Source organism: Vibrio cholerae ATCC 14035 (assembly GCF_000621645.1).
GTDB lineage: Bacteria > Pseudomonadota > Gammaproteobacteria > Enterobacterales > Vibrionaceae > Vibrio > Vibrio cholerae.
Genome location: NZ_JHXR01000003.1, coordinates 178,949 through 193,873 on the forward strand (window position 1 = coordinate 178,949; position 14,925 = coordinate 193,873).

Annotated in this window: 10 protein-coding genes; 3 read left to right on the forward strand and 7 right to left on the reverse strand. The window is 48.6% G+C overall.

Features of this window, described 5'->3' with window-relative positions:
* The first annotated feature begins 55 nt into the window (after nucleotides 1–55).
* Nucleotides 56–2,143, forward strand: coding sequence for an elongation factor G (gene fusA / locus T411_RS0104255; RefSeq protein WP_000774534.1), 2,088 nt, complete (start codon nucleotides 56–58; stop codon nucleotides 2,141–2,143).
* Nucleotides 2,144–2,256: 113 nt separating this feature from the next.
* On the opposite strand, the gene T411_RS0104260 is transcribed toward fusA, so the two are convergent.
* From T411_RS0104260 to chrA, 3 genes are all read right to left on the reverse strand, one after another.
* The gene (locus T411_RS0104260) at nucleotides 2,257–3,942 is read right to left on the reverse strand and encodes an AMP-binding protein (protein WP_000615853.1); all 1,686 of its coding nucleotides are present in this window, start codon (nucleotides 3,940–3,942) and stop codon (nucleotides 2,257–2,259) included.
* A 205-nt stretch (nucleotides 3,943–4,147) separates the two neighbouring features.
* Entirely contained in the window at nucleotides 4,148–5,302 is a 1,155-nt protein-coding gene (locus T411_RS0104265) for an HD-GYP domain-containing protein (protein WP_001178408.1), read from the reverse strand.
* A gap of 135 nt (nucleotides 5,303–5,437) precedes the next feature.
* Nucleotides 5,438–6,580 carry a chromate efflux transporter gene (gene chrA, locus T411_RS0104270; RefSeq protein ID WP_000955540.1) on the reverse strand — a complete coding sequence of 381 codons (1,143 nt, stop codon included), beginning with the start codon at nucleotides 6,578–6,580 and terminating at the stop codon, nucleotides 5,438–5,440.
* A gap of 382 nt (nucleotides 6,581–6,962) precedes the next feature.
* Here chrA and T411_RS0104275 point away from each other — a divergent pair, with 382 nt between their 5' ends.
* Nucleotides 6,963–10,037, forward strand: a complete 3,075-nt coding sequence (locus tag T411_RS0104275; RefSeq protein WP_001243585.1) for a beta-galactosidase — start codon at nucleotides 6,963–6,965, stop codon at nucleotides 10,035–10,037.
* A gap of 11 nt (nucleotides 10,038–10,048) precedes the next feature.
* Here T411_RS0104275 and T411_RS0104280 read toward each other — a convergent pair whose 3' ends face one another.
* On the reverse strand, nucleotides 10,049–11,056 hold the full coding sequence (locus T411_RS0104280) for a substrate-binding domain-containing protein (protein WP_000201010.1): 1,008 nt from the start codon (nucleotides 11,054–11,056) through the stop codon (nucleotides 10,049–10,051).
* Between the two features lie 158 nt (nucleotides 11,057–11,214).
* Between T411_RS0104280 and T411_RS0104285 the strand changes: the two genes are divergently transcribed.
* On the forward strand, nucleotides 11,215–11,559 hold the full coding sequence (locus T411_RS0104285; RefSeq protein ID WP_000376453.1) for a tRNA-binding protein: 345 nt from the start codon (nucleotides 11,215–11,217) through the stop codon (nucleotides 11,557–11,559).
* Here T411_RS0104285 and T411_RS0104290 read toward each other — a convergent pair.
* The 3 genes from T411_RS0104290 to T411_RS0104300 form a co-directional block, all read right to left on the reverse strand.
* Nucleotides 11,556–12,107 (reverse strand): gamma-glutamylcyclotransferase family protein, encoded by a 552-nt coding sequence (locus tag T411_RS0104290; RefSeq protein ID WP_000275214.1) that lies wholly within the window; start codon nucleotides 12,105–12,107, stop codon nucleotides 11,556–11,558. The genes T411_RS0104285 and T411_RS0104290 overlap by 4 nt on opposite strands.
* Before the next feature lie 19 nt (nucleotides 12,108–12,126).
* The gene (locus T411_RS0104295) at nucleotides 12,127–13,068 is read right to left on the reverse strand and encodes a zinc transporter ZntB (protein WP_000394852.1); all 942 of its coding nucleotides are present in this window, start codon (nucleotides 13,066–13,068) and stop codon (nucleotides 12,127–12,129) included.
* Between the two features lie 231 nt (nucleotides 13,069–13,299).
* Nucleotides 13,300–14,751 carry a RimK family ATP-grasp domain-containing protein gene (locus tag T411_RS0104300; RefSeq protein ID WP_001285013.1) on the reverse strand — a complete coding sequence of 484 codons (1,452 nt, stop codon included), beginning with the start codon at nucleotides 14,749–14,751 and terminating at the stop codon, nucleotides 13,300–13,302.
* Nucleotides 14,752–14,925: the final 174 nt, after the last annotated feature.

Below are 14,925 nucleotides of genomic sequence, written 5' to 3' on the forward strand. Positions count from 1 at the left end.
GACAGATTGTGATATACTCTGCGCGCACTTTATACCTTATTAACAGAGTAAGACAATGGCAGATTTATCATTATACAGAAACATTGGTATCTTCGCGCACGTTGACGCGGGTAAGACCACTACCACTGAGCGTATCCTGAAGCTGACTGGTAAAATCCACCGTCTGGGCGAAGTACATGACGGCGCTTCAACGATGGACTTCATGGAACAAGAAGCTGAGCGTGGTATCACTATCCAGTCTGCTGCGACTACCTGTTTCTGGAAAGGTCACCGTTTTAACGTAATCGACACCCCGGGACACGTTGACTTCACCGTTGAAGTATACCGTTCTCTGAAAGTTCTTGACGGTGGTATCGGTGTATTCTGTGGTTCTGGCGGTGTTGAACCTCAGTCAGAAACTAACTGGCGTTACGCGAACGAATCAGAAGTATCTCGTCTGATCTTCGTTAACAAACTAGACCGTATGGGTGCTGACTTCTTCCGCGTAGTTGAGCAAGTGAAGAAAGTTCTTGGCGCAAACCCACTGGTTATGACTCTACCTATTGGCCGCGAAGATGAATTCGTTGGTGTGGTTGATGTACTAACTCGTCAAGCGTACGTATGGGATGACTCAGGTCTTCCAGAAAACTTCGAAGTGAAAGAAGTTCCAGCAGACATGGTTGATCAGGTAGAAGAATACCGCGAAATGATGATCGAAACTGCTGTTGAGCAAGATGACGAGCTGATGATGGCTTACATGGAAGGCGAAGAGCCAACTGTTGAGCAAATCAAAGCATGTATCCGTAAAGGTACACGTGATCTCGCGTTCTTCCCAACTTTCTGTGGTTCTGCGTTTAAAAACAAAGGTATGCAGCTAGTTCTGGATGCAGTTGTTGACTACCTGCCTTCTCCAACAGAAGTTGAGCCACAACCACTGACTGATCCAGCAACGGGTGAGCCTACTGGTGAAGTAGCAACAGTATCTGTTGATGCACCACTAAAAGCGCTAGCGTTCAAGATCATGGATGACCGTTTTGGTGCCCTGACCTTCGTTCGTCTCTACTCAGGTAAGATTAAGAAGGGTGATACCATTCTTAACAGCGCAACAGGTAAAACTGAGCGTATCGGCCGTATGGTTGAGATGCACGCAAACGACCGTAACGAAGTGGAATCTGCACAAGCAGGTGACATCATCGCGATCGTTGGTATGAAGAACGTTCAAACAGGTCACACTCTATGTGATCCTAAGCACGAATGTACTCTTGAGCCAATGATTTTCCCAACACCAGTTATCTCTATCGCTGTTAAGCCTAAAGATAAGAACGGTTCTGAGAAAATGGGTATCGCGATTGGTAAGATGGTTGCAGAAGATCCATCATTCCAAGTGGAGACTGACGAAGATTCTGGCGAAACCATCCTGAAAGGTATGGGTGAGCTGCATCTAGACATCAAAGTAGACATCCTTAAGCGTACTTACGGCGTTGAGCTGGAAGTGGGTGCTCCTCAAGTTGCTTACCGTGAAACTATCACTAAAGCAGTTGAAGATAGCTACACGCATAAGAAACAGTCTGGTGGTTCAGGTCAGTTCGGTAAGATCGACTACCGTATCCGTCCAGGAGAGCAAAACTCTGGCTTCACCTTCAAGTCAACCGTTGTTGGTGGTAACGTTCCTAAGGAATTCTGGCCAGCAGTTGAGAAAGGCTTCAAGTCTATGATGGATACCGGTACTCTTGCTGGCTTCCCTGTACTTGACGTTGAAGTTGAACTGTTCGACGGTGGCTTCCACGCAGTTGACTCATCTGCAATCGCATTTGAAATCGCAGCGAAAGGCGCATTCCGTCAGTCAATTCCAAAAGCGGCTCCTCAGCTTCTTGAGCCAATCATGAAAGTGGATGTGTTCACTCCGGAAGATCACGTGGGTGACGTTATCGGTGACTTGAACCGTCGTCGTGGCATGATCAAAGACCAAGAAATGGGTCTTACAGGCGTACGCGTTAAAGCAGACGTACCACTATCTGAGATGTTCGGCTACATCGGTTCTCTACGTACAATGACTTCTGGTCGTGGTCAGTTCTCTATGGAGTTCTCTCACTACGCACCATGTCCAAACAACGTAGCTGAGCAAGTTATTGCTGAAGTTAAAGAGCGTAATGCGAAGAAGTAATTCTTTGTTTTAAAGCTTAAAAAGCCCCGTAAGTGAAAGCTTACGGGGCTTTTGTCTTCCTGCCAGCGAGGACGGCTCGACAAGCAAGGCCGTCCGCTTAGCGTGCTAAGTCCTTACTCTTCCCAAACGACGAGCTGACCTTTAGGCCAGTTTTGGCCGACATCGTGATATTTCTTCTCTAGAACATGACGTTTGATCTTGAGCGTTGGCGTTAAGATGCCGTTATCAATGCTCCAAGGATCTTTAATCATTAACACCCCTTTAATTTGTTCGTGAGATTCCAATTCACTATTGATGCGTGCTATCACTTTTTGGGTGGTGCGTTCATAACGCGCACGATCAAAGTGAGGAAAATTGTGCGGAACGGCTAACAAGATGGGGGCTGGGAGACCAGAGCCGATCAAGCACATCATCTCAACTCGGCTGTATTCAAACAGCTTTTTCTCGATAGGAACGGGGGCGACGAACTTGCCTTTAGCGGTTTTAAAGGTGTCTTTTTTACGACCTTGAATGGTTAAATAGCCTTCACTGTCCAATGACCCGATATCGCCAGTATGTAACCAACCGTCATCGTTAAAGCTTTCGGCTGTCGCGGTGTCATTTTTATAGTAGCCAGCAAACAAGCCTTTGCTGCGGACTAAGATTTCTTCATCCTCCGCGATTTTCAGTTCAATGCCCGGTCCAGCATTACCCACAGTGCCGATTTTGTCAGCACGGAATGGATAGTTGAGTGTGCTGTATGCAAAGGATTCCGTCATGCCCCACGCTTCGGTAATGTTTAGTCCGACACTGCGATACCATTCGAGTAATGCTGGGGAGACTGGTGCGGAGCCACAACCGAGCACGCGAGCTTGATCTAGCCCTAAACCATCGGCCAACTTACGTTTGATGAGTGAGTTGACGAAGGGGATTTTGAGCAGAATATTCAGCTTTTTCTGCGGCAGTTTATCTTGGATGCGTTGTTGGAACAGTGTCCATAAACGAGGTACAGAAATAAACAGGGTTGGGCGGTGCATTTTGACATCTTCGATAAAGGTATCGAGAGATTCCGGAAATGCGGTCAGTACGCCACCGATGATCGATGAACCAAAAATATAAACTCGCTCAGTGATATGAGCGAGTGGCAGATATGAGAAAAGTCGATCGTTTTCTTCGATGCCTATGTGGTTGATCAGTTGTTGGGCGGACCAAGTAAATGCGCCATAAGTGAGCATGGCACCTTTCGGTTGTCCTGATGTACCAGAGGTATAAACGATGGACATCAGTTTTTCATCAAAGTGGGTGGGGCGCTCTTCACTGGGTTGATGCTGTTTGATCAGCGTTTGAAACTCATATTGGCATTTGGCTGCCGAAGGATAAGGAAGCGAGATACTGATAAGATTAGGACGCTCTGCTAACACATGCGCAGTGGCTTTATTATCATCCAGCTTGCCGACGATCAGGATTTTACTTTCACTGTGCTCAAGGCAGTAATCGATAGTCTCACTGCCTGCTGTCGGGAAGATAGGCACACTGATGTAATCCCCGAGCATCATGGCTAAATCGCAAATAAACCATTCCGCACAGTTTTTTGAAATTAATGCAACTTTATCGCCCGGATCAGCCCCTAAGGCTCGCAAAGCGGAAACGAGGCGTAGAGCCTTATCCGCAACTTCGGCGTAAGTAAACTCAACAAATTGGCGGTTAATAATCTGTTTTAGGTACACCTCATTCGGACGCTCTTTAGCCCAACGCAGCAACATCTCATTGGGTGGTGGGAGAGCACAAGGAGGGTGATTGAACTGATTAGGCTGGATCATTCTCAAACTCCGGGTAACGTTGTTATTATGTTAATTTATTGTAAAGCGTAGCATGGAGAGCGTATTTCATCGAACCTTTTTGCATAAGAGAAGTGTAAAACTTTACGATTTGTTGACGAGATCAAACAAGACTCTGAATCTAATCAGTGGATTACTTACCCTAAGCGGTTCAATTTTGTCGATGCACGTGATTGGGAGGATGCGCTCAGTGGGTGATTCCCTGGTCCTTGGGATCTTGTTCCGGGAAACGGGCAACGATCTCTTTAAGCTCTTCTTGATTCTCACGCAGGGCATTCACACAATGACGATCTAACTTGCCATCGCTGACCATTTTTTCCAGTTCCAATAGGGCATGAGGAATGGATTGCGCTTGTTTGTAAGGGCGATGTGCGGTCAGGGCATCAAAGATGTTAGCGACCGCTATAATGCGTGCTGGGATAGGAATTTGGTCACTGACTAGACCAAATGGATAGCCGCTGCCATCCAAAAATTCATGGTGATAAGCCATGATTTCTCGCAAAACGGCCAAACAAGGATGGTGAGGTGTACCTAGCTTTGCAATCACTTCATTGAGTAAATCAATGCCGTATTCAATATGGTTATGAACTTGCTCTTTTTCATGGTTGGCCAGTGAAGCGCGTTTTTGCAGAAGATCGGCTGGCAAGGCCAATTTCCCAAGATCATGGCAAGTGGCAAACTGGCTGATGTTTTCTATGAGCTCATCATCGAGCGCATACTGATCTGCGACATCGAGTGCGATGATCCGCGCGTAACGGCTGATCCGCTCTTTATGTTGCTTGATGTGAAGCCAGTGTTCGGGAGATTGAGTTTCAATTTGGTGTACATGGTCAACCAATTGATGGATTAAGGCGTATTCACCACAGATAGATTGTTGGATGAGCGATAAATAGGTTTCTAGCCGTTCAACGACTGACGCAGAAAAATAATGGCTCATTGAAGCGTTAAAAAATAAGAAACCGACGAAGGTGTGTTGATCAAAAACGGGTTTCACTAACGAAGAGCAATATTGCTGTTCCAGCAACCAGCGGTTATGAGGTGTATGGCTTTTGGCTTGATTCGCGAGATCGTGAATAATGCGCAGTGCTCCGGACTCTTTGCTCTGTTGTAAAGAGGGTAAGTTCGCGAGTGGTAACTCATAATGCACAAAGTCATGACTGACCGGAGAGCTGTCGGCACAGGTTTTAATCGAGTCTTTCTTCTCATCGTACAGAGCGAATGAAATCCTTTGGATATCAGGCAGCTCTACCCGAATTTTCTCGAGCATATTGGTTAAATAGGTATTTAGCGACCCCACCGATGGGTAATAGCGAAACTGACCGACTTTGGGTTGCATCTGCATATCACCGCCCTTCCTTGCTAGCTACTCATTAAGTTTAGACAAGGTTTTGTGGATTGCCGCATTAGGGCGGTGCTTTTCTATGTCTGTTTTACTACTCGAGGTCTGTTTTACTACTCGATCACATCCCGTTGCTTTTTAGATTAAGCCGCTGAGCACACCAAATAACAAGGTGCTCCCCACCATGCCAATTAAAGGAAGTCGCAAGACTTTAAACAAGAAGAAGCCGACTAACAGGGCTGCCCAATCGAGTGGGGCATGTACTGTGCTACTCCAAACGGGTTGATATAAGGCGGCGAGCAGTAAACCGACCACACAGGCGTTTACTCCTTGCATGGCTCCTGCAACTTTCGGGCGCTGAGCCAATGCCGACCAGTTTTTGAGTACGCCGAGTAGCAATAAAAAACCGGGGAGAAACACGGCTAAGGTTGCGATTAAAGCGCCAACCACGGGCATCTCTGGTGTCAGCACATAGCCAAGGTAAGTGGCTAAGGTAAACATTGGGCCCGGCACCGCTTGTGCTGCCGCGTAGCCTGTCAGAAATTGATCGGTCGATAGGCTGTCACCTAAGGCATTTTGCAGCAAGGGAAGAACCACATGACCGCCACCAAACACTAAGCTTCCTGCTTGGAAGAAATGGCCAAACAACTCAACCAGCGGTGAGCTTGCAGCCAAGAGCGGCAGCCCGAGTAATAAACTTGCAAAAAGTAGCAGTGAAAGCCAAGAGGGGCTGAACGTGGTTGTCGAAAATGACTGTTGTGGTGCCAAGCGGGCTTGGCCAACGAAAGCGGCGATCAGAAGGACCGCAAACTGAGTGATGAGACCGGGAGCTAACGTAATCGCAACCGCAGTCAGAACACATAACCCTGCAGTAAGGCGTTGCTGACAAAAATTGCGATACATGGTTAAACAAGCATCGGCCACCACTATGATCGCGAGTAGCTTCAAGCCATGAATCATTTGTTCAAACAGTGGGGTATCAAGGAGATGGCTGCTTAGCCCCGCGAGCAGCAGCATGATGAGCACGGAGGGAAGGGTAAAACCGAGAAACGCTGCCCAAGCGCCAGCCAGACCACCACGATGATAACCAATCGCAAAACCAACTTGGCTAGAACCGGGGCCAGGAAGGAACTGGCTCAGTGCCACAAATTGTGCATATTCTTGCTCGCTAACCCAGCGTAATTTCTCAACAAAGGTGTGGCGAAAGTAACCTATATGTGCGGCTGGCCCACCAAAACTCACCCATCCGAGAGCAAAAAAAGTTCTAAAAATCGTTAGCATAATGATCTGAAGTCATCCGTAATCAATGGAAGGTCAACATCCGTAGGAGCATAGGTTATGGAGAGTCAAAGCGCAGAACAACTCCGAATGTGTAAAAAATTACACCATTATGATGGCAATCGTATGAATCGATTCAGAAATAGAAAAATTGGGTCAATATCGACCTCTATTTAAATTGTGGAAACGTTTACACAATTGGTGAGTGGTTCACAGAATCGGTGTTTGAAAGTTTGTTAGACTTTTTTGCATCTGCAGCATGTCATCATTCCTATTCAAAGCTGCGAATCTTATTGAATGACTTCTTTACTCCTCGGCTTGAGGGATGTACGCCGTAGAGCAAAGGCGTTATTGGCTTGTTGCTTCGCGTATTCAAGAGGATCTTATGCGCAACTTCTCCGATATTCTTCTTAGCCAAGATTGGCAAAACCCGCACATCGTTAAATGGCACTGCCGTACACCCCATGTTCCTTTGCACAGTTATCGCACTGAGCAGGAGGCTCGTTTGGATGTTGGGGGGAATCGCCAATCTCTAAATGGTCAGTGGCGGTTTGCTCTGTTTGAGAAGCCAGAAGCGGTTGAGCCTGCGGTGATAGACCCGGATTTCGATGATAGCGCTTGGGCGCACATTCCTGTACCGAGTAACTGGCAGATGCAAGGCTTTGATAAGCCGATTTACACCAATATCCAATATCCATTTGCGGATCGGCCGCCTTACGTGCCGCAAGATAATCCAACCGGCTGTTATCGCCACCGTTTTACACTGGAAAAACAAGCGCTAACCGAGTCCATTCGCATTGTATTTGATGGGGTCAATTCGGCATTTCATCTGTGGTGCAATGGTCATTGGGTCGGTTATTCGCAAGATAGCCGCTTGCCTGCCGAGTTTGAGTTAACCCCTTATCTACAAGAGGGTGAAAACCTGTTGGTGGCCATGGTGCTGCGCTGGTCTGATGGCTCTTATTTGGAAGACCAAGATATGTGGTGGCTGAGTGGCATCTTTCGCGATGTGTATCTCTACCGCAAGCCGATACTCGCGATTGAAGATTTTTTTATCCGCACTGAATTAGATGCGCTTTATCAACACGCTGAATTGCGAGTAGAAACACGCTTAAGCCAAGTGACTCGCCATCATCAAGTGCAAGTGGCTTTATTCGATGCACAAGGTGAATGCGTGGCGCGTTCACAAGCCTTACATACAGGCCAGCGTGTAGTGGATGAAAAAGGAGCATGGCACGATAAAACCGAACACAGTTTAGCGATTTGCTCTCCGACACTGTGGAGTGATGAAGCGCCTTATCTTTACCGCTGCGTGATCTGTTTGCTTGATGAAGATGGCGCGCCGATTGAGTTTGAAAGTGCAGCAGTGGGTTTTCGCAAAGTAGAAATCACTCAGGGACTACTGAAGCTCAATGGTCAGCCCTTGTTGATCCGCGGGGTGAACCGTCATGAACATCATCCCGAATTGGGGCATGTGATGGATGAAGCAAGCATGCGCCGCGATATTGAATTGATGAAACAGCATAATTTCAATGCGGTGCGTACCGCCCATTACCCCAATCATCCGCGTTGGTACGAACTGTGTGATGAGTACGGTTTGTATGTGGTGGATGAGGCCAATCTCGAAACCCACGGCCAATTTCCGATGAGCCGACTTTCCAATGATCCACAATGGGTGAATGCCTATTTGCAGCGCATGATTGGCATGGTGGAGCGCGATAAAAACCACCCTTGTGTGATCATTTGGTCGCTCGGCAATGAATCGGGGATTGGTACCAATCATCACGCCATGTATCAGTGGACGAAACAGCGCGACCCATCGCGTCCTGTGCAATACGAAGGGGGCGGCGCTAATACGGCGGCGACCGATATTGTTTGCCCGATGTATGCGCGGGTCGATCAGCATCAGCCACATCCTGCGGTTCCAAAATATGCGCTGAAAAATTGGATCAGTTTGCCGCAGGAAAACCGCCCCCTCATCTTGTGTGAATATGCTCATGCGATGGGCAACAGCTTGGGCGCGTTTTATAAATACTGGCAGGCGTTTCGTGAGTTTCCTCGTCTGCAAGGTGGCTTTATTTGGGATTGGGTCGATCAGGGCATTTCCAAATGGGATAGCGAGGGGCGCCACTATTGGGGCTATGGCGGTGATTTTGGCGATACGATTAACGATCGCCAATTCTGCATAAACGGTTTGCTGTTCCCAGATCGCACGCCGCATCCGGCATTACATGAAGTCAAAAAAGTCCAGCAGCCGTACCAGTTTTCGTTGAGCTATCCCAAGCTCACCATTCACAATGAGCGCTTGTTTGCAGCGCTGCCGCTGGAGCTGGTAGTTAGTGTGCTATGCGATGGGCAAGAGATTAAGCAAGAACGTCTGCCGCTTGATATTGCGCCGCGCGGCACAATCACGCTGGATTTAGCGTCGCTGCCAATGTTGCCAGAGCATGAATACCACCTCAATGCAGTCTTATTGTGTCGTGAGGATCAGCCATGGTCTAACGCGGGGCACTGCATCGCTAGTGAGCAGTGGTGTTTGCAGCCACGAAGAAGCATGTTACCTAAAATCACACACGCTCCGCTGCCTCAATGGCAGCAAGATGGAGATAAGGTGCGCATCGAGGCGGCCAATCAGCAATGGCAGTTTAACCGCCAAACTGGGCTATTGGAGCAGTGGTGGCAAAATGGTCAGCCCGTATTGAGTGAACCGCTGCGCGATAACTTTTACCGCGCGGTGCTGGATAACGATATTGGTACTAGCGAAGCGCAGCATCTTGACCCGAACAGCTGGATCGCACGTTGGCATGCGGCGGGCTTAGATAAGCTGCGTGTGGAATGTGACGATCTTCGCGTCACCACCTTGAACGAGAGTGTCGAAGTGGTGATCGATGTCGCCCATTACCATCAGCAAGCGTTAGCGCTTCGTACCCGTTGGCGTTACCAAATCTTCGGTGATGCGCGGGTAGAACTGAATGTTGAGGTGATGCTGTGTTCTGATTTACCGCCGCTGCCAAGAGTGGGGTTAACGCTCGCATTACCAGTGGCAGAAAACCCAGTGTCTTGGTTTGGTCGCGGGCCGCATGAGAATTATCCGGATCGTTTGCAATCGGCGCATGTGGGGCGATACACCGCCACGGTGGATGAGCTGCATACACCGTACATTTTCCCGAGCGAAAATGGTTTGCGTTGTGATACTCGCCAGCTACAAGTGGGCGCTTTGGTGGTGGAAGGGCATTTTCACTTCTCGCTCAGTCGCTACTCACAAACGATGTTGGATAAAGCCAAACACAGCAACGAGTTGGTGGCGGGCGATAAGTGGTATCTCAATCTGGATGCGCAGCATATGGGCGTGGGCGGCGATGATTCGTGGAGCCAAAGTGTGCACCCTGAATTTTTGCTCACTCAGCCGCACTATCAGTATCAGCTCACCTTACGTGTGAAAGCGTCATCCCCACAATAAGCCAGAGAGCCTTAAGGCTCTCTTTTTTGTGCCACGCTGTCGCGGCGAACGATGGTGGGCGAAAAGATCATCGGATCATTTTCACGCGGTGCATCGGTTGCCAAAGCAAGAGCCAACTGAGTGGCTTTTTCTGCCATCAGTTGGATTGGGTAACGCACGGTCGTCAGGCGTGGGCGTAAGTAGCGCGAAATCAGGGCATCGTCAAAACCAATCACTGAGACATGTTCAGGAACCGAATGCCCATTTTCCTCAAGTACCAACAGGGCTCCAGCGGCCATATTGTCGTTGTAAGCGACCACTGCGGTAAAAGGCAGTGATTTCACCAGTAGGTTAGTCATCGCCTGTTCGCCGCCTTCACTGTCTGGGCTGGCTTTTTCAATATAGCTGCTGCTTAGGGGGATGCCATGTTCGTTCAAGGCTTGTTGATAGCCCGCAATACGCTGATCGGCATCCTCAATTTGATGAGAGGAGCTGATGCAAGCAATGTTTCTATGTCCTTGACGGATGAGAAAATCGGTTGCTAAATAAGCACCTTTCTGGTTGTCGAGTGAAATACAGCGATCGGCGAGCTGAGGAATATGGCGATTGATCAACACCAGCGTTTTTACCTCGTTGGCGTACTCAATCAGCTCTTCATTGGGAAGCGCTTTGGAGTGGATGACCAGTGCATCACAGCGGCTGTTGATGAGCAGTTCCAGCGCGCGGCGCTCTTCTTCCGCTCGGTGGTAGCCGTTGCCGATCAGCAAATGTTTTCCTTCGCGGTGGGCGACAGTGTCGACGGCTTTGACTAAAGTTCCAAAGAAGGGATCAGAAACATCGCTGACCAAGACCCCTATGGTATTGGTGCTTTGATTGACTAAAGCGCGAGCCGCGGCGTTCGGACGATAGCCGAGTTTGTGCATCGCACTGGTCACCGTATCAATCGAGGCTTGGCTGGCTTTCGGGGATTTGTTGATGACGCGTGAAACCGTTGCCACAGATACACCGGCTTCACGTGCTACGTCTTTTATGGTTGCCATAAGATTCCTTCTCTATCACAGGCGCAATAGTAGCGCTCCCTGTGAAAACAGCGCAATTGTAACTGAGTACATAAGAGTGAATTGTGAGCCATGACGCTTGTTCAACAGGGATTGGCGTAAAGTGTAAACGTTTTTAATGATTAAGAAGGATAAGAGTTATGGACTCGGCGTTTTTGACGGTAGGGTACGATGATTTTGCGCGGCTGGATTTACGTATTGGCACCATTGTTGAGGCAAAGCTTCATCCTCGTTCGACCCGCAACTATATTGTGCAGATTGCGTTGGGAGAGCAGATGTTGCAAGCCGTCACCGCGTTAGCACCTTATTACTCGGCAGAACAATTACTCAATCAACAAGTGGTGGTGCTGTGCAATCTCAAACCGAGCTTGGTAGCTGGTGTAGAATCCCACTGCATGCTGCTGTGCGCGGAAACGCAAGATGGAGAAGAGAGTGTATTGCTCACCCCACAACGGATTATCGCCAATGGGGTGAGAATCGTTTAGCGTACTGCGGCAATCAGTTGATCAATCAAGCCATGCTGCTCCGGTTTTACCCCCGCCAAGTTGCCGTATTTGGGGGCGTGGCGGTCATTGTCTAACGGATGTTGCCAGCCCAAGGTTTGCTCGACAAATTGCCGTGCAAACGCTTCGGAAAACTCAAGGCAGCCACTGAGTACGGTATCGACATAGGTTTGCACGATCGGGCTTTGTGAACAGGGCGGTTGATGCTGCTCGGTGACGTAAATCCAAATCGGTTTTTCTGGATCAAAATGCTCTTGTGTGTGAATACGATCCGCGGTTAAAGCGATGCGCTGATAACCACGCTCACGGCGATCAAATTCCGCTAACGCAACCTCATCAATTTCCAACAGCACGCCATTAATTTGCCCGTCGCCTTGATGAACCACTAAGGGTGAAAGAATGTAACTGTCATCGATTTTGCCAAAATAGCGCACCAATCCGGTTGCGCTGGCGGGAATGGCTCGTCCAGTCTGGCCGGTTAAACGGCGTGAGGCAGAATTAATCAGGCTTCCATAGCCAAAGATGTACATGATGAGTTCCTGTAACGATTTACGATTGATTATCAAAAAAGCGCAGACGGCGCAAAATCCAAAACTCTAAGCCGAAAATTAGCCCAAGTCCTGCACAAAACAGCCCAAAGGCGATGGGCGATTCAGTCCCCGGAATGCCGCCAACGTTCACGCCTAACAAACCCGTTAAGAAACTGGTCGGCAGGAAAATTGCCGCGATCACGGAAAACAAATACGTGTTCTGGTTCATCTTCTCTGCATGGTACTGGCGCAGTTCACCTTTGATGATTTCCAGCTCACTCAAGAAGAAGTCCAAGGTTTCGTTAATCCGCGTTACCGTGTTGACGCTGTGGCGCAAACGTAAATGTTGGCTCTGCGCCAGGGCGACTTCCGAATTGAGATAATCATCCAAAGCGTATTGCTGCGGCTTAATGAAACGCTTCAATTTGAGCAGTGATTTATGGGTTTGCATCAGCTCATTACTGAGTTCGAGTTCTTCATCAAACTGGGTGATGCGTTCCTCAATCTGGTCGAGATAGAGGTCGATGTTTTTATTCAGTTCATCGACTACACGCACAATCAGTTCTGCCAAATTGGATGGGCCTTGGCCGGCTTCAAGCGCTGTACGCACGGTACTGATCGCTTTCGAAGGTGTTTTACGAGTCGAGATCAACGCGCCGTGATAATAGAGAATACGCACACTGAGCATATCCGCAGGATCCGCGTTATCGTTAAGATTCACCCCACGCAAGATCAGCAGAAAGTTCTGTTCATCATACTGCTCAAACAGGGGGCGAGTATCTTCGGCCAACAAACTGTCGATAACCGAAGAGGGAACATTTTGGTCGAGTAACCACTCGCGCAGCCCTTTAGCATCGCGTTGGCAGTGATACCAATCACCGGCTTGTAGTGTTTGCAATTGAGCAGGATGTCGCTTTGGCGCGGAATCGCCAAAACGCCAGTGATCGATGAGAAACTCCATGGTGATCCTTGTTTCAAAACCTTGATGGCAAGAAAGTAACAATGGAGCGATAAAGAGTCAAAGCCCAGAATATTTCTGGGCTTTGATTAGAGAAGGATATTCCCTTCCTACTTGAAGTTGCAGCGGTGTTGGCTACGTTCGTTCACCCCAATCACATAGTCTATCTATGCTCATGGGGACTCACTCACTTGCCGCCTACCTGCAACTCCAAGTTGTTTGGGAATAAACGGTTTAAAAACCACGCATTTGAATGCGGCGTAAGAACTCGGTCATGATGCGATCGTAGAGCAGATCGCCCAAGAAGGCGTCTTCCACATGGTGATCGATACTTGGGTTATCATTCACTTCAATTACGTAAACTTGACCATCAATCTCTTTAAGATCCACACCGTAGAGTCCGCCACCAATCAGGTTTGCGGCTTTGACCGCCACATCGACCACATGCTTCGGTACTTGTTTGAGATCGAGCGTTTCAAAGCCACCTGCGGTCACGCGGCCGCTGTTATGGTGTTGGTAAATCTGCCAGTGGCCACGGCTCATCATGTACTTACAAGCAAAAATCGCTTGACGGTTCATCACCCCGATACGCCAGTCAAAGTCGGTCGGCATAAAGGCTTGCGCCAAAATCAGCGCGCTTTTCTCAAACAGGGTACCGGCTTCTTTCTCCAGCTCTTGCTCATTGCGCACTTTCACCACACCGCGAGAAAAGGCACCATCAGGAATTTTCAGCACCATAGGGAAATCCAACTGCTCCATCAGCCCGGTTTTCCACTCTGGGTCAAAACTGCGGATGATCACGCTCTTCGGTGCGGGTACCTTGTTGGTTTCCAACAGCTCAGTCAAAAATACCTTGTTGGTGCATTTCATGATCGATTCAGAGTCATCCATCACCACTAAGCCCATCTTCTCAGCGGTTTTCGCGAAGCGATAGGTGTAGTTACTGATGTTGGTGGTGGCGCGAATAAACAGACCATCAAATTCCCCCAAACGCGACAAATCATCCGGTGAAATGGTTTCCAAGTTCATACCCAAACGGTTGGCGGCGCGATGGAAACGTTTGAGCGCAGAAGCATCAGACGGTGGCATTTTTTCATCTGGGTCGACCAGCATTGCGATGTCGTAGCGGTACTTCTTCTCTTGCTTTGGACGACGCCACACTTTGGTAGAGAACATTTCTAGAGACTCAATGAAGAAATCCTGCTCGGGGTCTTCTAAGTCTTGAAACGGGAAGGGAGCGATTTTGATGATCTGCCATTGCCCTTGGTATTTGTGCATTTCCAGTTCAATCACGGGCACCATGAACTGCTCAAACAGGCGGCGCGCCAGTTTTTCTAAGCCTTTTTGTGGAGTGCGGCCAAAGTAAATTTTGGTGTTGATGACGTCAGTGCCACTGTTCAGTTTGTGCATCTTGATCAGGCCGGAAGAGAGGAAAAACGGCTGATTGATGTCATTAATCGCCATCACGCGCGGGATCACGCGGTGGCCACGGGCTTCGGCCATCAAGGAAACATAGTAACCGCTACTCATGTAGCCGTAATCGCGACACAGGTTGACTACCTGTACACTGCGGTGATTGAATTTCCAGTCAGTATCGAGATATTGATCGACACTAACAACTTGTTCTGAAGGGAAATATTGTTGCCAGTCACTGACCTGATCGGTCACGATTAAAAGGTTAGCCATCGGTATATTCTTCCTATTGTCATAGGTTTATGCCCTTCCTACTTGTCATGGCAGCGGTGTTGGCTAGGTTCATTCACCCCAAACATAGAGTGAACTATGCTCATGGGGATGAATTCACTTGCTGCCTACCTGCAACTCCAAGTCGTTTGGGGCTATTATGTGAGTCGCAATCTC